Source organism: Methylobacterium sp. AC433 (genome assembly GCF_979253015.1).
In genome coordinates this window covers 358,384-378,189 of record NZ_CEEDBN010000003.1, presented here as the reverse complement: position 1 = coordinate 378,189, position 19,806 = coordinate 358,384, and the positions used below count along the sequence as shown (strand labels likewise).

At 70.2% G+C, this 19,806-nt stretch carries 20 protein-coding genes; 10 read left to right on the top strand and 10 right to left on the bottom strand.

Translation table 11 applies throughout. From position 1 onward, the window contains the following. Nucleotides 1-192: 192 nt before the first annotated feature. The 3 genes from sciP to AC0IWM_RS07775 all read right to left on the bottom strand — a co-directional run bounded on the left by sciP (nt 193) and on the right by AC0IWM_RS07775 (nt 2,629). Nucleotides 193-468: a CtrA inhibitor SciP gene (sciP, locus tag AC0IWM_RS07785; protein WP_018044452.1), complete on the bottom strand. Its 276-nt coding sequence runs from the start codon at nt 466-468 to the stop codon at nt 193-195. Nucleotides 469-569: 101 nt separating this feature from the next. Further along, on the bottom strand, nt 570-1,244 hold the full coding sequence (locus tag AC0IWM_RS07780) for a flagellar hook assembly protein FlgD (RefSeq protein ID WP_471753982.1): 675 nt from the start codon (nt 1,242-1,244) through the stop codon (nt 570-572). 11 nt (nt 1,245-1,255) lie between these two features. Next, nucleotides 1,256-2,629 carry a flagellar hook-length control protein FliK gene (locus AC0IWM_RS07775; RefSeq protein WP_471753980.1) on the bottom strand — a complete coding sequence of 458 codons (1,374 nt, stop codon included), beginning with the start codon at nt 2,627-2,629 and terminating at the stop codon, nt 1,256-1,258. 275 nt (nt 2,630-2,904) lie between these two features. Here AC0IWM_RS07775 and mnmA point away from each other — a divergent pair, with 275 nt between their 5' ends. The 4 genes from mnmA (at nt 2,905) to AC0IWM_RS07755 (ending at nt 7,238) form a co-directional block, all read left to right on the top strand. Then, nucleotides 2,905-4,056: a tRNA 2-thiouridine(34) synthase MnmA gene (gene mnmA, locus AC0IWM_RS07770; RefSeq protein ID WP_056475156.1), complete on the top strand. Its 1,152-nt coding sequence runs from the start codon at nt 2,905-2,907 to the stop codon at nt 4,054-4,056. 52 nt (nt 4,057-4,108) lie between these two features. Next, complete coding sequence (locus AC0IWM_RS07765) at nt 4,109-4,762, top strand: class I SAM-dependent methyltransferase (protein WP_471753978.1); 654 nt, start codon at nt 4,109-4,111, stop codon at nt 4,760-4,762. Then, a complete protein-coding gene (locus AC0IWM_RS07760) occupies nt 4,759-5,562 on the top strand; it encodes a TVP38/TMEM64 family protein (protein ID WP_471753976.1) in 804 nt (267 codons plus the stop codon). Before AC0IWM_RS07765 ends, AC0IWM_RS07760 begins: the two co-directional genes overlap by 4 nt. A 185-nt stretch (nt 5,563-5,747) precedes the next feature. Next, nucleotides 5,748-7,238 (top strand): sensor histidine kinase, encoded by a 1,491-nt coding sequence (locus tag AC0IWM_RS07755; RefSeq protein WP_471753974.1) that lies wholly within the window; start codon nt 5,748-5,750, stop codon nt 7,236-7,238. Between the two features lie 24 nt (nt 7,239-7,262). Here AC0IWM_RS07755 and bioB read toward each other — a convergent pair whose 3' ends face one another. Next, nucleotides 7,263-8,282, bottom strand: a complete 1,020-nt coding sequence (bioB, locus tag AC0IWM_RS07750) for a biotin synthase BioB (RefSeq protein ID WP_471754143.1) — start codon at nt 8,280-8,282, stop codon at nt 7,263-7,265. A gap of 50 nt (nt 8,283-8,332) precedes the next feature. Continuing rightward, on the bottom strand, nt 8,333-9,217 hold the full coding sequence (locus tag AC0IWM_RS07745) for a fumarylacetoacetate hydrolase family protein (RefSeq protein ID WP_471753972.1): 885 nt from the start codon (nt 9,215-9,217) through the stop codon (nt 8,333-8,335). 435 nt (nt 9,218-9,652) lie between these two features. Here AC0IWM_RS07745 and AC0IWM_RS07740 point away from each other — a divergent pair, with 435 nt between their 5' ends. Then, entirely contained in the window at nt 9,653-10,990 is a 1,338-nt protein-coding gene (locus tag AC0IWM_RS07740) for an OmpP1/FadL family transporter (protein WP_471753970.1), read from the top strand. 13 nt (nt 10,991-11,003) lie between these two features. Here the strand turns inward: AC0IWM_RS07740 and AC0IWM_RS07735 are convergent, their stop codons facing one another. Next, entirely contained in the window at nt 11,004-11,474 is a 471-nt protein-coding gene (locus tag AC0IWM_RS07735; RefSeq protein WP_471753968.1) for a GNAT family N-acetyltransferase, read from the bottom strand. Next, on the bottom strand, nt 11,471-13,276 hold the full coding sequence (locus tag AC0IWM_RS07730) for a PHA/PHB synthase family protein (RefSeq protein ID WP_471753966.1): 1,806 nt from the start codon (nt 13,274-13,276) through the stop codon (nt 11,471-11,473). The genes AC0IWM_RS07735 and AC0IWM_RS07730 overlap by 4 nt, the downstream gene beginning before the upstream one ends. A gap of 143 nt (nt 13,277-13,419) precedes the next feature. Here AC0IWM_RS07730 and AC0IWM_RS07725 point away from each other — a divergent pair, with 143 nt between their 5' ends. The 4 genes from AC0IWM_RS07725 to AC0IWM_RS07710 all read left to right on the top strand — a co-directional run bounded on the left by AC0IWM_RS07725 (nt 13,420) and on the right by AC0IWM_RS07710 (nt 16,157). Next, complete coding sequence (locus tag AC0IWM_RS07725; RefSeq protein ID WP_082511359.1) at nt 13,420-13,746, top strand: hypothetical protein; 327 nt, start codon at nt 13,420-13,422, stop codon at nt 13,744-13,746. A 250-nt stretch (nt 13,747-13,996) separates the two neighbouring features. Further along, nucleotides 13,997-15,229, top strand: a complete 1,233-nt coding sequence (locus AC0IWM_RS07720) for an LL-diaminopimelate aminotransferase (protein WP_056475575.1) — start codon at nt 13,997-13,999, stop codon at nt 15,227-15,229. Nucleotides 15,230-15,392: 163 nt separating this feature from the next. Next, the gene (locus AC0IWM_RS07715) at nt 15,393-15,605 is read left to right on the top strand and encodes a hypothetical protein (RefSeq protein ID WP_056475130.1); all 213 of its coding nucleotides are present in this window, start codon (nt 15,393-15,395) and stop codon (nt 15,603-15,605) included. A gap of 234 nt (nt 15,606-15,839) precedes the next feature. After that, complete coding sequence (locus AC0IWM_RS07710; RefSeq protein WP_471754141.1) at nt 15,840-16,157, top strand: hypothetical protein; 318 nt, start codon at nt 15,840-15,842, stop codon at nt 16,155-16,157. On the opposite strand, the gene AC0IWM_RS07705 is transcribed toward AC0IWM_RS07710, so the two are convergent. Next, nucleotides 16,154-16,528, bottom strand: coding sequence for a ribosomal maturation YjgA family protein (locus tag AC0IWM_RS07705; protein ID WP_471753964.1), 375 nt, complete (start codon nt 16,526-16,528; stop codon nt 16,154-16,156). The two genes, AC0IWM_RS07710 and AC0IWM_RS07705, sit on opposite strands and share 4 nt — an antisense overlap. A 106-nt stretch (nt 16,529-16,634) precedes the next feature. On the opposite strand from AC0IWM_RS07705, the gene prfB reads away from it, so the two are divergent. Then, a protein-coding gene (gene prfB, locus AC0IWM_RS07700) for a peptide chain release factor 2 (RefSeq protein ID WP_156653057.1) occupies nt 16,635-17,763 on the top strand; the annotation gives its coding sequence in 2 pieces (ribosomal slippage) (nt 16,635-16,703 and nt 16,705-17,763; 1,128 coding nt in all). Nucleotides 17,764-17,892: 129 nt separating this feature from the next. On the opposite strand, the gene AC0IWM_RS07695 is transcribed toward prfB, so the two are convergent. Together AC0IWM_RS07695 and AC0IWM_RS07690 are read right to left on the bottom strand one after the other, a co-directional pair. After that, nucleotides 17,893-19,086: a M23 family metallopeptidase gene (locus AC0IWM_RS07695; protein WP_471753962.1), complete on the bottom strand. Its 1,194-nt coding sequence runs from the start codon at nt 19,084-19,086 to the stop codon at nt 17,893-17,895. 149 nt (nt 19,087-19,235) lie between these two features. Continuing rightward, nucleotides 19,236-19,703 (bottom strand): peroxiredoxin, encoded by a 468-nt coding sequence (locus tag AC0IWM_RS07690; protein ID WP_471754138.1) that lies wholly within the window; start codon nt 19,701-19,703, stop codon nt 19,236-19,238. Nucleotides 19,704-19,806 lie beyond the last annotated feature (103 nt).

The window sequence follows — 19,806 nt, the reverse complement described above, 5'->3', positions numbered from 1 at the left end:
ACTGCCGGCACCCGCTCGGCAAAATTTGCCTGGGCCGTGGTTAGCGTCGGGTTAACAATCGTGAACGAAGTGCGGCACGCGGCCATGAACGGGCACCGGAAACGCGAAAGCCGCGCCCGGATGAGGGGACGCGGCTTCCGGGTTCGGAGGGGCTGGGACGGGGTCGGGCGGTGAGCCCGGCCGTCTTCCGGCTCAGTGGCGGTAGTGCTGGATGCGCGTGGTGCGCAGCCCGGCCAGACCGTGCTGATCGATGGAGAACTGCCAGCTCAGGAACTCCTCGGTGGTGAGGGTGTAGCGCTGGCAGGCCTCCTCGAGGCTGAGGAGACCGCCCCTGACGGCGGCGACCACCTCGGCCTTGCGGCGGATGACCCATCGACGGGTGGTGGTCGGTGGAAGATCCGCAATGGTTAACGGACTTCCATCAGGCCCGATAACATACTTCACTCTCGGGCGGCTTGGTTCGGTCATGATACGCTCTACAACTCGACTGACCTGTCGAGATTGGAAGCTACTTGTGCCCACTTAAGATATCTTGAAGCGGATCGATCGCATTGGATTCGCCCTGCCGGTCATGTGGACAACCCTGCGCCGATGTCCTGCACGGTCGAGACCGGAACCCGCGACTTGCCCACCAGCAGCACCGGTTCCGAGCCGCTGAGATCGACGCTGTCGACCGTGCCGCTCACCTTGGTGTCGACCTTGATCTTGGCGCCGGTGGCGTCCACCGCGTCGACCTTGATCGCGTAGGTGCCGTTGGGCGCGGTGAAGCCGCTGGAGGTGCGGCCGTCCCAGGTGAAGCTCTGGGCCTCGGCCGTGAGCGCCTTGGTCTGCGTCGCCACCACGTTGCCCTTGGCGTCGCTGATCGTCATCGTCGCCTGCTTGGCCGCCCGTGCCGGGGTCAGGGTCCAGGAGGCGGCGCCGTCCTTGAGGGCGGTCGTCGTGCCGTCCGCCGTGATCTTCTGACCGATGAAGCCCGTGGCCGAGGCGGCGCTGGACGACTTGGCGTTGCTCAGGATCGAATCGAGCCGGTCGTTCGACTTCAGCTGCTGCTCGACGCCGGCATACTGCACCAGCTGCTGGGTGAACTGGTTGGTGTCCATGGGGTCGAGGGGGTTCTGGTTCTTGAGCTGCGTCGTCAGCAGCGTCAGGAACTGGGTGAAGTTCCCGGCGAGTTCCTGCTGCGAGGTCTTGGTCGTGCCGCTCGACCCGGTCGAACTCGCGGCGCCGGTGATGCCTGAAGCCATGTTCGGATTCCTCAGATGCGGATGTCGATGCCGGAAAGGGCGCCGTAGCGGCGCATCGGAACGGCGGCGATGGGGCTCGGGTCGGGGCTGTCGGCGCGCGCGCTCCGGCCCGTGTCGGATTGCCGCCCGTCGCCGCCGGAGCCGTTGGAGCGGCCGTCTGGCTGGCCGTCTCCGCGAAGGGACAGGTTGATGCTGCCCTCGCCGGGATTCAGGCCGGCCTGCGCCAGGGCCTGTTGCAGGTTGCCGGCATCACGCTGGAGCAGGGCCAGGGTCTCGGGCCGGTCGACCACGAGCCGGGCCTGGACGGCACCGGTCTCCTTGTCGATGTCGAGATTGACGTCGATGCGCCCGAGATCCTTCGGATCGAGGCGGATCTCGAACTGGTTGCTGCCCGAGAGGGAGCGCAGGCCGATGGTCATCGGCACGGCGCCGAGCGGCACCGGCGGCTGGGCCGGGGCGGCCGGCGCGCCGGGCGCGGACGCCTCGGTGGGCTTGGCGTGCGCCGGCGCCGGCGCCGCCGTGGCGGCGGCTGCCAGATCGGTGCGGGCGGCGCCCTCCACGGCCGGCGCGAGGCTGGCGGCGAAGTCACCCTGCGGCTTGCCGTTGCCCGGTTCGCCGCCCTCGGAGCCCTCGCCACGGCCGGCCGGCGCGTGGACCTTCAGCCCCTGCGGGACCGGAGCCGCCGTGCCAGCCACCTCCGCGCCCGCGGCCACCACCGGGGCGGCGGGACCGGCCGGATCCTGCGCCGGGACCGCCTCGCCCGATCCGGCCGCCGCGGCCGATTGCGCGGCCTGAACCGCGGCACTCGGCGGCGGGGCGATCGGCAAGGGGACGATCGGCGCCGCGGGACCGGCCTGCGCGGCCGCTTCCGTGTCCTCGGAGGTGTCGGCCGCGGCCGTCTCGCCAGCCGCCGCCTTCGGGGGCGATGCGTCGTCCGGGGCGGGCGCGGCCGTGTCCCGGGTCGCGGGCGCCCCGGGTGGGACCTTCGTGTCGGGACGTGCCGCCGGCGCTTCGTTCGATGCGGCCGGACGCGGCGAATCCGCGTCGCTTCTGGCCTGCGCGCCGGTGGGGCGGGGGCGGGGCGGCACCGGGGCGCGGGACTCCTCCGCCTTGGCGGAACGCGCCGCCGCGGCGGCCTTCGCGGTGTCGCGGGCCTGTGCAGCCTCGCGGTTGGCCGCCGCGTCGGCGGCACGGTCGGACGCGATCCGCTCGTTCCGATCCGCGGCCGCCGCGCGGTCGTCCCGGGCGCGGGCCTCTGACGGAAGCGGACGGGGTTCGGGCGCGGGCACGTCGAGACTGAAGGTCGCCGACCCACGCGAGGGAAGCACGCCGGGCGAGACCGGGCGCCGGGCCGGGGAGTTCCAATCGATCGACGACACAGCCATGGGCGACAATCCTCTACGGATCTGGGCCGAGCAAGGCGCAGGCCAGCCGGCTTCGAGCGCAAGTCATTGACGAGACGTGTCTTTTTCCAAGAGGCGATGTCCTGCTCCGGCACGGCCGGGCAAATCCTGCCGGGGGGGCGGCAGCTTCCGCCCGGTGCCGGACGCCATGCGCGGGCACGCACCCGCCTCCGCGACCTCCCTGGAACTCCCGGGCCAGGATCGCTATAGACTCACGCGCGGGGCCGGACCGGTCCCTTCCGGCAAACCCTGGCGCAATGAATTCCCTCGATCTTCCCAAGGCTCCGCACGAGACGCGCGTCGTCGTCGCCATGTCGGGCGGCGTCGATTCCTCCGTCGTGGCCGGGCTCCTGAAGCGCCAGGGCTACGACGTCGTCGGCATCACGCTCCAGCTCTACGATCACGGCGCCGCCACCCACCGGAAGGGCGCCTGCTGCGCCGGCCAGGACATCCACGATGCCCGGCGCGTCGCCGAGGCCCTCGCCATCCCGCACTACGTCCTCGACTACGAGGACCGCTTCCGCGAATCCGTGATCGACCGCTTCGCCGAGAGCTACCTGGCCGGCGAGACGCCGATCCCCTGCGTCGAGTGCAACCGCTCGATCAAGTTCCGCGACCTCCTGCGCACGGCCCGCGACCTGGAGGCCGATTGCCTCGCCACCGGGCACTACGTGGCGAGCCGGCCCGAAGCGTCCGGCGGACGCGGGCTCTACCGCGCCCTCGACCCGGCCCGCGACCAGAGCTACTTCCTCTACGCGACCACGGCCGAGCAGCTCGACTTCCTGCGCTTTCCCCTGGGCGAACTGCCCAAGGACGAGACCCGCCGCCTCGCGCGCGACCTCGGCCTCGCCGTGGCCGAGAAGGCCGACAGCCAAGACATCTGCTTCGTGCCCCAGGGGCGCTACGCCGACGTGATCGCGCGGCTGCGGCCCGACGCGGCGCGGGCCGGCGAGATCGTCGATCTCGGCGGGCAGGTGCTCGGCCGCCACGAGGGCATCATCCACTACACCGTCGGCCAGCGCCGGGGCCTGCGCCTCGCGGTGGGCGAGCCGCTCTACGTCATCCGCCTCGAGCCCGACACGGCCCGCGTCGTGGTCGGACCGCGCGCGGCGCTCGCCACCAGCCGCATCCGGATCACAGACCTGAACTGGCTGGGCGGCGCCGGGACCTGCGAGGACCTGCCCGTGGCGGTGCGCGTGCGCTCGACCCGGGAGCCCCGGCCGGCCCTCCTGACCCGAGACGCCTCGGGCGACGCGGCCGAGATCGTTCTCGCCACGCCGGAGGACGGCGTCTCGCCCGGACAGGCTTGCGTCATCTACGCCGATGACGGTCCGCGCGCCCGCGTTCTGGGCGGCGGCACCATTCGGCGCGTCGACGCGTTGGCGACCGGCGCGGCCGAAGCGGCCTGACCGACGAACCGCCCCCACGAATCCCATCCCTCCACAGGACGACGAGATCGACATGCTGAGCGAGCTGCGGGAGGCCGGTCCGAGCACCGCCCTGATGCGCAAGGCCTATGCGCGCTGGGCGCCGGTCTACGACGTCGTCTACGACAAGCTCACGGAGCCGGCCGCCCGGGACGCCGTCGAGGCCGCCGTGGCCTGCGGGCCGCGCATCCTCGAGGCGGGCGTCGGCACCGGCCTATCGCTGGGCTACTACCCGCCGACGAGCTTCGTCTGCGGCGTCGACCTCTCCGAGGACATGCTGAAGCGGGCGCGGGCCAAGGTGCTGCGGCGCGGCCTCCGTCACGTCCGCGGCCTCCAGGTCATGGACGTCTGCCGCCTCGGCTACGCCGATGCCAGCTTCGACGCCGTGGTGGCGCAGTTCCTGATCACCCTGGTGCCGGATCCGGAGGCCGCCCTCTCGGAGTTCCTGCGGGTGGTCCGCCCGGGCGGCGAGATCGTGCTCGCCAACCATTTCGGCCAGACCGCCGGCCCTGTGGCCAAGGTCGAGGAGATCGTGGCGCCGCTCTGCACCAAGATCGGCTGGTCCTCGGCCTTCAAGTCGACCCGGATCGAGGCCTGGGCCCGCGCCAACGGCGTCGAATTCATCGGCGTGTCGCCGACCTTCCCGGGCGGGTTCTTCAAGATCCTGCGGATGCGCAAGCGCGGGTGAGCGCGCCGACGCCGCCGGCGAGCCCCGGGACGCCGACGCGCCTGAAGCGCCTCCTGCGCTGGGGGCCGCTCCTGCTCCTCGTCTGCGCCTCGCTGGCGGTGCTCGCCTCCGGGGCCTCGCACCTCCTCAGCCTCGACCGGCTGCTCGCCTCGCGGGCCTGGCTCAACGCCTGGGTCGCCGAGGACCGCTTCCGCGCGATGGTGGTGGCCTACCTCGTCTATGTCGGGGCCGTGGTGGTGTCAGTCCCGGCCTCGCTCTTCCTGACGATGCTGTGCGGGTTCCTGTTCGGGATCGTGCCCGGCGCCCTCGTGGCCGTGGCCTCCGCCACCACGGGCGCCGCCATCGTCTTCACCATCGGCCGCGGGCCGGCCTCCGACCTGCTCCTGCGGCGGGCCGGTCCGCGCCTCGCCGGCCTCGCGGCGGGGTTCCGCGAGGACGCCTTCGGCTACATCGCGTTCCTGCGCCTCTTGCCGATCTTCCCCTTCTGGATGACGAACCTGGCGCCGGCCGCCTTCGGAGTGAAGCGCAGCACCTTCGTGCTGGCGACCCTGGTCGGCCTCCTGCCGGGCGCCTTCATCTACGCCTCGACGGGTGCGGCGATCGAGGACGTGGTCCTGGCGCACGAGAGCGCCAAGGCGGCCTGCCTCGCCGCGGACGGCCTCGATTGCGAGAACGCCCTGACGCTGCGCGCCCTCGTCACGCCCAAGATGGTGCTCGGCCTCGGCGCTCTGGCCGCATTAGCCCTGATCTCGGTATTCGTCCGACGTCGCGCACAGGGTCGGCGCCGTCTAGAATCCTGATCGAATTTAGCCATACATCTGATCTAAAAAGTTGTATCTCTGAACGCAGCCTAATGCCGTTCGGAGCGTTGTTGGGCAATCGCGCTTCGAGCCGTCGCCCTGAAAACGCCACTGGACCGCTCTCCAGATCAGGTTCACGCCGTCATCCGCCGCGCCCTTGGAACACCGGAAACGCTAGTACCGAGATGGGTGTGACGTCGCACGTCGAATTCGAGCAGGAGGTGGCCGCGACGTCCGCCGTGGCCGAGCGCGGGCTCGGCCGCCACCTCGGCCTGTCGGGCCGGCTGTTCCTGCTCACCGTGGCCTTCGTCGCCCTCATCGAGGTGCTGATCTACGTGCCGACGGTGGCCAATTACCGCCGGATGTGGCTCTCGGACCGGATCGCGGCGGCCCAGGTCGCCGCGCTCGTTCTCGACGCGGCGCCCGACCAGCAGGTCTCGGAAGGCCTGTCCCAGCGCCTGCTCGCCGGCGCCGGGGCCCGCGCCATCGCGGTGCGCGGCAACGGCACCCGCCGGCTTCTGGCCAACGAGACGGTGCCCGACAGGGTCTCGGACATCATCGACCTGCGCTCGGAACACTGGATCCGCTCGATCCGCGGCGTGGCCCGCACCCTCTTCACGGAATCGCCCGACCCGATCCGCGTGATCGGACACGGGCGCGACGGCATCGACCTCGTCGAGATCCTGATGGACCCGGGTCCTTTCCGGGAGGCGGTGGCGGACTTCTCGATCCGGCTGGCCCTGTCGTCCATGGCCCTCGCGGCCGCGGTGGCCGGGCTGATCTTCTTCGTCCTGCAGCGGGCGATCGTGAGGCCGGTCCGGCGTCTCGTCGAGAACATCACGGAATTCGCCGACGACCCGGAAGCGATCGACGGGGTGATCGTGCCCTCCCGCCGCACCGACGAGATCGGCCATGCCGAGATCGCCCTGGCCCGCATGGAGACCGCGCTGGCGCGGGAACTGCGCGAGAAGCGCCGGCTGGCCGGCCTCGGCCTGTCGGTGAGCAAGATCAACCACGAACTGCGCAACCTGCTGACCACGGCGCAGCTGCTCAGCGACCGCCTCGACGGCGTCGCCGACCCCGTGGCCCAGCGGGTGGCGCCGCGCCTCGTCGCCACCCTCGATCGCGCGATCCGGTTCTGCGAGGAGACCCTGGCCTATGGCCGGGCGACGGAGCGCAACCCGAACCGGCGCCTCGTGCCGATCGCCCCGATCGTCGCCGAACAGGCGGATCTGGCCGGGCGCGGGCGCGATTCGAAGATCGTCATCCACGAGGTCTGCCCGAGCGGGTTGCGGATCTTCGTCGATCCGGACCAGTTCTCGCGGGCGCTCGCCAACATCGTCCGGAACGCGGTGCAGGCGCTGAGTCCCCAGGGAGCCGGCTATGAGCCGCTGGACCAGGAGAATCCCGAGATCACCATCAGGGCGCGCCGGCAGGGCCAGCCCGGGTCCGGAGAGACGCAGATCCTCGTCGCCGATAACGGCCCGGGGCTGCCGCCCCGGGCCCGCGAGCACCTGTTCTCGCCGTTCAAGGGCTCGTCGCGGGCCGGCGGTACGGGCCTCGGCCTCGCCATCGCCTCGGAGCTGATCGAGCTCAACGGCGGTCGCCTCAGCCTCGACGACACCGCCATCGGCACCTGCTTCCGCATCACCATCCCGGACGCCGCCGGCGCCTGAGCCGGCGGTGGTCGCGGACGGGCGCTACTCAGCCGCCGCCAGGGTCAGGCCCGGGACGGTGATGCCGATGTCGCGCAGGAGCTCGGCGTCGGAATCGGTCTCGTTGTTGGCCGTGGTCAGCAGGCGCTCGCCGTAGAAGATCGAGTTGGCGCCGGCGAGGAAGCACAGGATCTGCGCCTCGCGGGTCAGGCCCTTGCGGCCGGCGCTGAGGCGCACCCGGGCGCGGGGCATGACGATGCGGGCCGTGGCGCACATCCGCACCAGATCGAGGGGATCGACCGCCGGGCGATCCTCGAGCGGCGTCCCCTCCACCGCCACCAGGGCGTTGATCGGCACGCTCTCCGGGTGCGGCGCGTGGTTCGCCAGCACCTGGAGCATGCTCGCCCGGTCCTTCACGCCCTCGCCCATGCCGACGATGCCGCCGCAGCACACGCCGATGCCGGCGTCGCGCACGTTCTGCAGGGTGGTCAGGCGATCCGCGTAGGTCCGCGTGGAGATGATGTCGCCGTAGAAGTCCGGGCCGGTATCGAGGTTGTGGTTGTAGGAGGTGAGCCCGGCCTCCGCGAGGCGCTCGGCCTGCGAGGGCGACAGCATGCCGAGGGTCACGCAGGCTTCCATGCCGAGACCGCGCACGCCCCTCACCATCGCCAGCACGGCGTCGAATTCCGGTCCGTCCTTGGGCTGGCGCCAGGCCGCGCCCATGCAGAAGCGGTGGGCGCCGGCCGCCTTCGCCTCGGCCGCCTCGCGCAGCACGGCATCCACCGGCATCAGGCGCTCGCGCGCCATGCCGGTGCCCTTGTGGTGGGCCGATTGCGGGCAATAGGCGCAATCCTCGGGGCATCCGCCGGTCTTGATCGACAGCAGGCTCGCGCGCTGGATGTCGGCCGGATCGTTGTGCGCGCGATGGATTTCGGCCGCCCGGAACACGAGGTCGAGGAGCGGCAGGTCGTGGATCGCCTGGATCTCGGCCACGCTCCAGTCGTGACGGATCGCGGCTGCCGCGGGGGCCGGGCGGGAAGCGAGGGGGGCCAGGGTATCGGTCATGGTCCCCATGAGGCGAATCTCGACCGGAAAATCAAGCCGGCCGAGTGTCCTCAATGCGTCGGCTCGCCCGCCGCCACCTTGGCGGTCCAGTCGTCGAAGGCGACGATCTCCTGGCGCTGCTCGCCCAGGCCGGCGATGCCGAGGGTCATCACATCGCCGCTGCGCAGGAAGCGGGGCGGCTTGCGGGCCATGCCGACGCCGGGGGGCGTGCCGGTCGTGATGACGTCGCCGGGCTCCAGCATCATGAAGTGCGAGACGTAGGCGACGAGCTGCGCGGCATCGAAGATCATCGTTGCCGTGGAGCCGGTCTGCATCCGGGTGCCGTTCACGTCGAGCCACATGGCGAGGTTCTTCAGGTCGGGGATCTCATCGAGGGTGACGAGCCAGGGACCGAGCGGGCCGAAGGTCGGGCAGCCCTTGCCCTTCGTCCAGGTTCCGCCGCGCTCCATCTGGTACTCGCGCTCGGAGACGTCGTTGCAGATGCAGGCCCCGGCCACGTAGGACAGGGCCTCGTTGGCGTGCACGTAGGAGGCGCGCGCGCCGATCACCAGGGCGAGCTCCACCTCCCAGTCGGTCTTGGCCGAGCCCTTGGGCAGGATCACCCGGTCGTTGGCGCCCGCGAGGCACGAGGGCGCCTTGTTGAAGATGATCGGCTCGGGCGGGATGTCGGCGCCGATCTCGGCGGCGTGATCGGTGAAGTTCAGCCCGATGGCGACGAAGTTGCGGGTGCCGCCGACGCAGGGGCCGAGCCGGGTGTCGGCCGGAAGGGCGGGCAGGCTCGCGCTGTCGATCCGGCGCAGGCGCTCCAGCGTCTCGCGCGAGAGCGCAGGACCCGCGATGTCGCGCACATGGGCCGAGAGGTCGCGCAGGACACCCTGCGAATCGATGAGCCCCGGCTTCTCGTCTCCGCTCGCGCCGTGCCGTACCAGTTTCATCGCTCGTGCCTCCGCATGGACGTTGCGATGCCTGACATCGATCGCACCGGGATACCCGGCAAGGGGCAATCCGCGACGGATGCCGCGCGATCTTCCCTCCGGCGCCGGGTCCGGGGCGGGTCCGGGCCGATTTTGTCACCGAAAGGTCACACCGCTGCCGGGAGATGCGACGGCAGCGTTTTTTCCGGCCCGGCGCTTACTCACGGCAACGAGAGTTTAGATGTGAACCATTCTGCCGGCTTCCTGGCCTCGGCGATCCCAAGGCTGCAATATCGCGCAAAAAACAGTTTAGTCTTATATTGATACTTTGCCTTTATTGGAGGATGTCCGGATTGCGAAGTCGCGCCGGTCGCGTCATTGTCTCACCCAAGGTGCGAGACCGACCCGGTCGGGACGGGACAAGCGAGCGCCAACAACAAGGGTGGGTCTTACGTCATGATGGGCACGATTCGGGGCCGTTCCCTCCGCAACATCGCGCGGTCGGGAGTTTCCGCGGCCATCCTCTGCGCCAGCGTGGCCGGCGCCTCGGCCGGCGCCTTCGGCATCCGCGAGCAGAGCGCCCAGGCGCAGGGTCTCGCCTGGGCCGGCGCCGCGTCCGGCTCCGGCGGCGTCTCCTCGATGTTCTGGAACCCCGCCACCGTGACCATGCGTCCGGGCTGGGTCACCGAGCAGAACCTGAGCTTCATCAACCTGTCGGCGAAGATCACGCCCGACGTGGGCACGAACCCGGCCTTCGCCCGTCTCGGCGACAGCGGCGAGCTCGGCCAGGGCGCCATCGTCCCGGCTGGCGCCACCTCCTACCAGCTCAACGACCGCCTATGGGTCGGCATCACCACCGGCGCGCCCTTCGGCCTCGTGACCAAGCCGCGTCAGACCTGGTCGGGCGAGCTCTATGGCCGCTCCAGCCGCATCTTCTCGCTGGCCTTCAACCCGGTCATCGGTTTCAAGGTCAACGAGTGGCTCTCGATCGCCGCCGGCCCGAACATCGAGTACTTCAAGCTCGTTCTGCGCCAGGCCTTCATCCCGGCCGCCGTCTTCAATCCGGCCGCCCTGCCGAGCTCGGGCCTCAAGGGCGATTCCTGGGGGGTCGGCTTCACCGCGGGCGCGCTGATCACGCCCTTCGACGGCACCGCCATCGGCGTCGGCTACCGCTCCTCGGTGCACCACGACATCGGCGGCCAGCTCATCCTGCCGGGCGCCTTCTCGGCGCTCGGCGGCGACATCAAGGCCAAGCTCAACACCCCCGAGAAGCTGAGCGTCGGCCTCACGCAGGCGATCACCCCGGTGGCGCGCATCAATCTCGGCTTCGAATGGGACAACTGGAGTCGCGTCGGGCTGATCAACATCGTCTCGGCCGGGGCGCGGGCTGCGGCGCCGCCGCTGACCCTCAACTACAAGGACGGCTACACCTACTCGATCGGCGGCGAGTACGACTGGTCGCCGGCCCTGACGGTCCGCGCGGGCGTCGCCTACGAATCCTCGCCGATCGACTTCTCGAACCGCTCCGTGCGCCTGCCCGACGGCGACCGGGTGAACGTCTCGGTGGGCGGAAGCTACCGCTGGAGCGAGAAGCTGACCCTCAACCTCGCCTACTCGCACTTCTTCGTCGACAAGGGCCGCATCCTCGCCGGCCCCGGACGCGACTACAACGTCCAGAACGTCGTCTTCGCCGGCGTGGCCGACAGCAGCGCCGACATCGTCTCGGTGGGCTTCCGGTACGTCTTCGGCGATCCGGTCGTCGCCGCGCCGGCCCCGCTGGTGCGCAAGTTCTGAGGCCGCGGAACGCTCAGGACGGCGGAGCCGGTGCGGCTCCGCCGGTATCGAATCGCTTCACGTAGAAGATCCGGTCATGGCCGGGCGGATAGTCGGTGATCCGCCCGCACTCGGAAAACCCGAGGCGCTCGTAGAAGCCGGGCGCCTGGAAGGTCCAGGTGTCGAGCCAGATTCCGGAGAGGCCGCGCCGGCGGGCCTCGGCCTCCGCGTCCTGCATCAGGCTCCGGCCGAGCCCGCGGCCCCGGGCCGGGCCCAGCGCCAGCAATTCCACGAACAGCATTCCGTAGCCGGTCCGGCCCCAGAGGCCGCCGACGATGGCGCCGGCCGCGTCCCGCACGGTTAGGGCCAGCAAACCCCAGTTGCCGTTCGGCACCTGGGCTTCGTTGTGGGCGACGAGGGGCGCCAGGATCTCGGCCCGCATGGCCGGGTCCGGCTCCGCCTCCAGGCGGACGGTCCAGCCCGGCGCGTCCCTGCCGGCGCTCACGCCTTCATGCGGACATAGGTCCCGGGCGCCGGCCCGAGGGAGGCGAGGCCGCCCTCGCCGGGAATCCGCGCCGGCACGCGGGCCGGGGCCTGATGCTCCAGCCACTGGAACCAGTAGGGCCACCAAGACCCCTTGGTCTCCGTGGCGGCCGCCACCCAGTCGTCGAACCGCCCCACGGCCGGGCCGCCGGTCCAGAAGCCGTATTTCGGCTTGGCCGGCGGATTGACGACCCCCGCGATGTGGCCCGACCCGGCCAGCACGTAATCGACCGGCCCGCCGAACTTCGAGGAACCCTCGAACACCGACAGGGCGGGCGCGATGTGATCCTCCTTGGTGGCCAGGTTGAAGATCGGGATCTTCACCTTCTTCAGGTCGAGGCGAACGTTGCCGAGGATCATCTTGCCCTGCGCGAGCGTGTTGTTGAGGTAGCAGTTGCGCAGGTAGAACGAGTGGTTGGCCGCCGGCATCCGGGTCGAATCGGCGTTCCAGTACAGCAGGTCGAAGGGCATCGGCGTCTGTCCCTTGACGTAGTTGTTGACCACGTAGGACCAGATCAGGTCGTTGGGGCGCAGCATGTTGAAGGCGGTGGCCATGCCGGTGCCCTCAAGATAGCCGCGCTTCTGCATCCGCGACTCGATCAGGCGGATCTGTTCCTCGTCGGCGAACACCTTGAGGTCGCCCGCATGGGTGAAATCGACCTGCGTGGTCAGGAAGGTGGCGCTCTTGATGCGCTTGTTGCCGGTGGCGGCCTGCATCGCCAGGGTCACGGCCAGCAGGGTGCCGCCGACGCAGTAGCCCGCCGCCGAGACCTCGCTCTCGCCGGTGGCGACCCCGATGGCATCGATCGCGGTCTCGATGCCCTCCCGCATGTAACTCTCGAAATCCTTGTCGGCGTGCCGCGCATCGGGATTGACCCAGGAGATGCAGAACACCGTCAGGCCCTGGCCGACCATCCAGGCGATCAGGCTCTTCGACGGGTTAAGGTCGAGGATGTAGAACTTGTTGATCCAGGGCGGCACGATCAGGAACGGCCGCTTCAGCACCGTGTCGGTCGTCGGCGCGTACTGGATCAGCTCCATCAGGTCGTTGCGGAAGACCACCTCGCCGGGCGTCACCGCCACGTTGAGGCCGACCTCGAAGCCGGCGCCCGGATCGGTCTGGCGCACCCGGAGCTGGCCCTTGCCGGCCTCGATGTCCTCGGCGAGCATCTTCATGCCCCGCACGAGGTTGGCGCCGTTCTCCTTCAGGGTGTGCCGGATCAGTTCCGGATTGGTCATCACGAAGTTCGAGGGCGACAGCGCCCCGGTGATCTGGCGCAGGTAGAAATGCGCCTTGTGCCGGGTGTGCTCGTCGATGCCCTCGGCCTCCTCGACGAGTTCCTCGGCCCAGCGGGAGGTGATGAGGTAGCTCTGCTTGATGAAGTCGAAGATCGGATTGGTGGACCACTCGGCGTGGGCGAAGCGGTTGTCCTTGGGCTCGGGCTGCGCCACGGGCGGGGCGTTCTCGCCCTGCAGGCGCTGCCAGGTCGAGCCCCAGAGGGTGATGAACGCCTCGCTCAGCTTGGTCTGCGCCTCGACGGTCCGCTTGGGATCCGCGAGCCAGGTCTCGGCGACGCTGCCGAGGGTGCGCACCACGTCCTTGACCTCCTCGGGGGGTTCGACGGCCTCGACCGGAAGGGCGTCCGACGCGCCGACGGGCTTCATGTAGCGCGATGCGGCCCGGCCGAATTCCTCGACCAGCAGGCTCGCGTTGCGGGACAGGGCCTCGATGTCGGGCAGCGGTGTCGTCCGTTCGGTCGTCACGCGTGCGTCTCTCCCCGAGTGTGGCCCGACCTTTCACCGCGCGACGCCTGCCGCGCGGCCGAGGGGGCCTCGTTTCCGACAAATTAACGCGCCATCGCGGAGTTCCGCCAGTGCGCATGACCCCAAAACGGCCGACTTCTCCCATGTCCCGGCTTCACAACCCTCAGTTTGTCGCGAGCCTGGTGTTCGCGATCCTGCTCGCCGGCTGTTCCGGCGACCTGAATCCGATGCGGATCGCCTACGGCACCGGCGAGGCGGGTCCGCCGGCCAAGGCGCCCGATTTCGTCGCGCAGTCGCGCCGCGGCGACGATGCGTTCATGCCCGTCGGCGTCTCCGCCCCGGCCCGGCCCATCCGCGCCAAGACGCCCGAGGGCACGCGGGCCCTGGAGGACGAGCTCGTCGCCGCCCGCGGCCGAAACGAGGCGCGCGGCCGCTCCGCCGAGAGCGCCGCGCAGGGCGCCAAGCCTTAAGGTCCGCCAGATCGGGGCGTCAGGTCCGCCAGATATCGTTCGGCGTCGGGCCGCAGAACTGCTAGAGATTCGCCGGGCGTACGGATTCCGCGACGGCCCTGCGCAAGGCAGATCCGTCAAAGGACGTCCGCATGCCGCCCGAGGGACCTTCGGACGAAACCACGCTCCCGTCTCGGGATGATGACAGCTTCGCGCGGCGGTGACGCCCGTCACCCCGCGCCTCAATTCCATTTCGGACTTCGTGAAGGCCATGACCGACTTCCACCGCATCAAGCGCCTGCCGCCCTACGTCTTCGAGCAGGTGAACCGGATCAAGGCCCAGGCCCGCGCCAACGGCGCCGACATCATCGATCTCGGCATGGGCAACCCGGACCTCGACGCTCCGAAGCACGTCATCGCCAAGCTGGTGGAGACCGCCGGCCGGCCGCGCACGGACCGGTACTCGGCCTCCAAGGGCATCGCCGGCCTGCGCCGCGCCCAGGCGAGCTACTACAAGCGCCGCTTCGGCGTGAGCCTCAACCCCGACACCCAGGTGGTGGCGACGCTGGGCTCGAAGGAGGGCTTCGCCAACATGGCGCAGGCGATCACCGCGCCGGGCGACGTGGTGCTGGTGCCGAACCCGAGCTATCCCATCCACGCCTTCGGCTTCCTCATGGCGGGCGGCGTCATCCGCTCCGTTCCGGCCGAACCGACGCCCGCCTTCTTCCCGGCGGTCGAGAAGGCGATGCAGCACTCGATCCCGAAGCCGGTGGCGATCGTGGTCTGCTACCCCTCGAACCCCACCGCCTACGTGGCGAGCCTCGACTTCTACCGGGACCTCGTCGCCTTCGCGAAGCGCCACGAGATCATCATCCTGTCGGACCTCGCCTATGCGGAGGTCTATTTCGACGGCGATCCGCCGCCCTCCGTCCTGGAGATTCCCGGCGCCATCGACTGCACGGTGGAGTTCTCGTCCCTGTCCAAGACCTTCTCCATGGCCGGCTGGCGCATGGGCTTCGCGGTCGGCAACGAGCGCCTGCTCGCCGCGCTCACCCGCGTGAAGTCCTACCTCGATTACGGCGCCTTCACGCCGATCCAGGTCGCCGCCACCGCCGCCCTCAACGGGCCGGAGGATTGCATCGTCGAGATGCGCTCGATCTACAGGAAGCGCCGCGACGCGCTGATCGAGTCCTTCGGCAAGACGGGCTGGAAGATCCCGACCCCGTCCGCCTCGATGTTCGCCTGGGTGCCGATCCCGGAGAAGTATCAGGCGCTGGGCAGCCTCGAATTCTCGAAGCTCCTTCTCGAGAAGTCGGACGTGGCCGTGGCCCCCGGCATCGGCTTCGGCGAGCACGGCGACAACTACGTGCGCATCGCCCTGGTCGAGAACGAGCAGCGCATCCGGCAGGCGGCGCGCAACGTCCGGCGCTTCTTCGAGACCTCGGACAAGACGCTGCACAACGTGGTGCCGCTGCCTGAGGCGCCGCTGTCGAAGGCCGGCTGAGCAGGCCCCCGGCCGGTTGTTGCGGCCGGGAGACAGGCGCCCGCAAAGCTCGCCGAAACGCACCGATGCGCTTGTCACGGCGGTGCGAGGTCAGCAGGGTCGAACGACGCCGCGCCGCGCCCGATGGTTTCGCGCGGCCCGTTCGCCGAGGCCCGAGGATCGTATGCGTCGCCTGACCCTTGCCGTCGCCCTGGTGCTGAGCGCCTCCGCGGGGGCCTGCGCCCCGAAGCCGATCGTCGCCCGCGACCCGGTGCCGGCGCCCGAGCCGACCCTCGGCTACGAGTGCAATTCGCGCCCGACCGTCCTGAACGGCTTCTACTCGACCTGCGAGCCGGTGCTCCAGGAGCGCTCCGTGGTGTTGCGCGCCAAGGGCTGACCAAGGGCTGAGACCACCGTCGGACCCCATCACGGTTCAGGGCCGGGCCGATCGCCCGGCCTTCGTCGTTCCGGGCACAGCCTCCCGGGGCTTTTGCCCACAGGGCTTTGCTGAAAGTCGTGGCGGCGCGACCGAACGGACACGGACAGCGTCGCGGGAATGGAGCATGATGCGCGCGGGCGCCTCGCTTCCCGGTCTCAGGCTGCCCGCAGGAGTGATCTCGTGGTGCTGAAGATGCGAACCCTCGTTGCCGCTGGCCTGATCGGTCTCGGGTTCAGCGTTCCCGCCCCCGCGCAGACCCTCTTTCTCGGGTCCCAGGGTCCGATCGTCCTGCCCACCAGCCCCAGCAGCGGTCGGCCGATCCCGGACGTGCCGAACGCCGTGCCGGTGCCGAGCGTGATGAACGGCGGCGGCTTCGGCCTGACCGGCACGGATTACTTCGCCGACGGCCTCAGCGAAGGCCCGCTGAACCAGCGCCATCGCCCGCGCGAGTACGTCCTGGCCCCGGCCCGCATCGGTCCGCCCGACTACGTTCGCCCGGCCCTGCGCTAGCGCCGGTCGGCTAGGCGCGCGGCCAGGATCCCGGCCGCGTAGGCGACGAGGTTCCAGGGCGAGAACACCCGCCCGATCAGCAGCTTGCCGGCCAGCGTCAGCCGGAAGGCGTCGAGCTCCGGCGTGTGAACCAGCCGGAAGAGCTTGACCGCGACGGCGATGGCGGCCGCCAGGGCCAGGACACGTCCGCGCGGCCACGGCAGCACGAGGCCGGCGAGCCCGTAGACCATCGCGCCCCAGAGCACCGAGCCGCCCCACTTCGTCACCGCGGCCGGCAGGCCGAGGGGCACGAGGCGCAGGACGAGGCCGGCCGCGATGACCAGGACGGTCAGCGCGAGAAGCCGGAGCCGCCGGGTGTTCTGGGCTTGCATCGTTCGACGATCCTGGGGCGGCGCGCGGGTGCGCGCCGTTTACACCATCCGGCCGGCCCGGTATCACCCCGTCCCACACCCCCGAACCACGAGCCCGAAACACCAGATGCGCGCCGAGATCGAACAACTCTCGGATGCCGCCAAGCAGTCGATCGGACTGCTGAGGAGGCATCTTTGACTGGGATACCGTCGAGAAACGCCTCGCGGAGCTGAACGCGGCTTCCGAGAACCCCGAACTCTGGAACGACGCCGAGGCGGCCCAGAAGGTCATGCGCGAGCGCACCCAGCTCGATGACGCCGTGACCGCGATCAAGAAGCTGAGCCAGGACCTCGAGGATGCCCACACGCTGATCGAACTCGGCGAGATGGAGGGCGACGAGGCCACCATCCTGGAGGGCGAGGCCGGCGTGCGCGCCGTCGAGAAGGAGGCCGCGCGCCGCCAGATCGAGACGCTGCTCTCCGGCGAGGCCGACGGCTTCGACACCTATCTCGAAGTCCATTCGGGCGCCGGCGGCACCGAGAGCCAGGACTGGGCCAACATGCTCCAGCGCATGTATGCCCGCTGGGCCGAGCGCCGGAAGTACAAGGTCGAGATCGTCGAGTGGTCGGACGGCGACGAGGCCGGGATCAAGGGCGCCACGCTCCTGATCAAGGGCCACAACGCCTATGGCTGGCTCAAGACCGAGTCCGGCGTACACCGGCTGGTCCGCATCTCGCCCTACGATTCGAGCGCGCGCCGCCACACCAGCTTCGCCAGCGTCTGGGTCTATCCGGTGATCGACGACCGGATCGAGATCGAGATCAAGGAATCCGACTGCCGGATCGACACATACCGGTCGTCGGGCGCCGGCGGCCAGCACGTGAACACCACCGATTCGGCGGTGCGCATCACCCACATCCCGACGGGCATCGTGGTGGCGTGCCAGCAGGAGCGCTCGCAGCACAAGAACCGGGCCACCGCCTGGAACATGCTGCGCGCCCGCATGTACGAGGCCGAGCTGAAGAAGCGGGAGGAGAAGGCCAGCGCCGAGGCCGCCGCCAAGACCGATATCGGCTGGGGCCATCAGATCCGAAGCTACGTGCTGCAGCCCTATCAACTCGTGAAGGACCTGCGCACCGGCACCCAGTCGACCGATCCGGACGCGGTGCTCGACGGCTCCCTCGACCCGTTTATGGAATCGTCCCTGGCCCAGCGCGTCTACGGCGGCGCCGACGTGGTCGAGGACATCGAATAGGGACACGCGCACGAGTTCCAGGGGTCGCGCACGGTTCCCGTGCGGGTGCCCTGGGACTCGGCGCGCGTCGGGCGGTGCAGGCGACAGGGCACGGATGGGCGACCTTGCTGCGGCCCGCCCGATCGCCGCTCAGAGCGCCTCGGCGGCCCTGAGGAAGCGCACTGGGTCGACGGGCTCGCCGTCGATGCGGGTCTCGTAATGCAGGTGGCTGCCGGTGGAGCGCCCGGTGGAGCCGACGCGGCCGACGATCGTGCCGGGCTCGACCCATTGGCCGGGCGTCACGTCGAAGGCCGAGAGGTGGGCGTAGCGGGTGACCAGGCCGTGGCCGTGGTCGACCTCGACCATGTTGCCGTAGCCGCCGTTGTAATCCGCCACCGTGACCCGTCCGGCCGCCGTGGCGCGGGCCGGCTCGCCGGTCTCCGCCCGCATGTCCATGCCGGTATGCATGGCGTAGCCGCGGGTGAAGGGATCGAGGCGCGCGCCGAAATTGCTCGACAGGCTGAGCTCGCCGGAGAGGGGACGCCGCACCGGCAGGCCGGCGGTGATCCGGCGCAGATGCGCCTCCTCGGCGATGGAGCGCTGCACGTCCGCCAGCGAGGCGCCGAACGCGTCGCTCAGGGGCACCAGGGGGCCGCCGATGCCGGCCGGGCGCTCGTGCTCGAAGCGGGCCGGGTCGAGGCCGAGACGGACCACGAGTTGGCGCAGGCGCTGGGCGCCCTTGCCGGCGCGCAGGCCGAGATTGGCGAGCACGCGCGACTGGGCCTCGGCGAGTCCGTCGAGGCGCTGCTCCAGGGCCGAAATCCGGCTCTCGGACGCGCGGGCGGATTGCCGGCCGGGCATGGTTTCCGCGTCGGTCCGCAGCCGCAGGCCGTCGGGGGTCGGGAAGGGCTTGCCGCCCGGAAGCGGTCGCGGCGCGGGCTCGGGGATCTCGACCGCCGGGGGCGGGAGCGCCGCGGCGCCGGGCTCGCCGGCCAGGTTCGCCAGCACGGCCTGGCGTGCCTCCATGGCGGCCTGCCGTCGGGCGAGCTCGGCCATGCGCTGGGCGATCCCGTCGCGGGCCGCCGCCTGCTCCATCGTCACCCGGTCGAGCTGGAGGCGGAGCGCACCGATCCGTTCCTCGTAGCCGTACTGGATCGCGCTCTGCTGCGAGACGAAGCGGGCGAGCACCTCGTCATGGAAGACGAGGTAGTACGTCGCCCCGCCGGCCCAGGCGACCGCGAGGGCCAGCGCTCCGGCGAGGAGGCGTGACCGAAGCGTCGCGCCGGGCGCGGCGGAGACGACGTGGGTCGTCTTCGAGGAGGTTTTCCGAGAGGACGATGGCATGGGACGCGTGACCTGATCCACCGCCTCACTCTGCCCGGATCAGGGTTAACGAACCGCCAAGGCGCCGGTCCGACGATTCACCATGCCGGTCATGTCGCCCTGCCAGATCGCGCCGTCATGCCAAGTCGCTGGTCATGCCAAGTCGCTCGTCATGCCAAGTCGCGGGCGGCCGCCAGGACCTCCTCGGCGTGACCCGGCACCTTCACCTTCGGCCAGATCCGCGCGATGCGGCCGGTCCGGTCGAGGAGCATCGTGGTCCGCTCGACGCCCATGTACTTGCGGCCGTACATGCTCTTCTCGACCCAGACGCCGTAGGCCTCGAGCATCGCCTTGCTCTCGTCGGAGGCGAGCGGGAAGGTGAGGGCGTACTTGGCGCGGAACTTGTCGTGGCTCTTGACCGAGTCCGGGGACACCCCGATCACGATGGTGTCAGCCGCCGAGAAGTCGGGGCCGAGGGCGTTGAAGCCCTGCGCCTCCAGGGTACAACCGCTCGTGTCGTCCTTGGGGTAGAAATACAGGACCGCCTTGCGGCCCTTCAAGGCTCCGAGGCTGATCGTCTCGTCGCCGGCGCCCGCCAGGGTGAAATCGGGCGCCTGATCTCCGGTAGCGAGGGGCATCATGCCTTCCTTTCGGCCGATTGATGGTGTGCCTCTGGAGTTGCATCGCGACGGGGCGTGACGCCCCGGCCCATCGGGACCGATCAAGGCGAAAGACCCGCGA

Coding starts and splice junctions, on each gene's coding strand:
- sciP (WP_018044452.1), bottom strand. CDS start 468: ATGACCGAACCAAGCCGCCCGAGAGTGAAGTATGTTATCGGGCCTGAT.
- AC0IWM_RS07780 (WP_471753982.1), bottom strand. CDS start 1,244: ATGGCTTCAGGCATCACCGGCGCCGCGAGTTCGACCGGGTCGAGCGGC.
- AC0IWM_RS07775 (WP_471753980.1), bottom strand. CDS start 2,629: ATGGCTGTGTCGTCGATCGATTGGAACTCCCCGGCCCGGCGCCCGGTC.
- mnmA (WP_056475156.1), top strand. CDS start 2,905: ATGAATTCCCTCGATCTTCCCAAGGCTCCGCACGAGACGCGCGTCGTC.
- AC0IWM_RS07765 (WP_471753978.1), top strand. CDS start 4,109: ATGCTGAGCGAGCTGCGGGAGGCCGGTCCGAGCACCGCCCTGATGCGC.
- AC0IWM_RS07755 (WP_471753974.1), top strand. CDS start 5,748: ATGGGTGTGACGTCGCACGTCGAATTCGAGCAGGAGGTGGCCGCGACG.
- bioB (WP_471754143.1), bottom strand. CDS start 8,282: ATGACCGATACCCTGGCCCCCCTCGCTTCCCGCCCGGCCCCCGCGGCA.
- AC0IWM_RS07745 (WP_471753972.1), bottom strand. CDS start 9,217: ATGAAACTGGTACGGCACGGCGCGAGCGGAGACGAGAAGCCGGGGCTC.
- AC0IWM_RS07740 (WP_471753970.1), top strand. CDS start 9,653: ATGATGGGCACGATTCGGGGCCGTTCCCTCCGCAACATCGCGCGGTCG.
- AC0IWM_RS07725 (WP_082511359.1), top strand. CDS start 13,420: ATGTCCCGGCTTCACAACCCTCAGTTTGTCGCGAGCCTGGTGTTCGCG.
- AC0IWM_RS07720 (WP_056475575.1), top strand. CDS start 13,997: ATGACCGACTTCCACCGCATCAAGCGCCTGCCGCCCTACGTCTTCGAG.
- AC0IWM_RS07715 (WP_056475130.1), top strand. CDS start 15,393: ATGCGTCGCCTGACCCTTGCCGTCGCCCTGGTGCTGAGCGCCTCCGCG.
- AC0IWM_RS07710 (WP_471754141.1), top strand. CDS start 15,840: ATGCGAACCCTCGTTGCCGCTGGCCTGATCGGTCTCGGGTTCAGCGTT.
- AC0IWM_RS07705 (WP_471753964.1), bottom strand. CDS start 16,528: ATGCAAGCCCAGAACACCCGGCGGCTCCGGCTTCTCGCGCTGACCGTC.
- AC0IWM_RS07695 (WP_471753962.1), bottom strand. CDS start 19,086: ATGCCATCGTCCTCTCGGAAAACCTCCTCGAAGACGACCCACGTCGTC.
- AC0IWM_RS07690 (WP_471754138.1), bottom strand. CDS start 19,703: ATGCCCCTCGCTACCGGAGATCAGGCGCCCGATTTCACCCTGGCGGGC.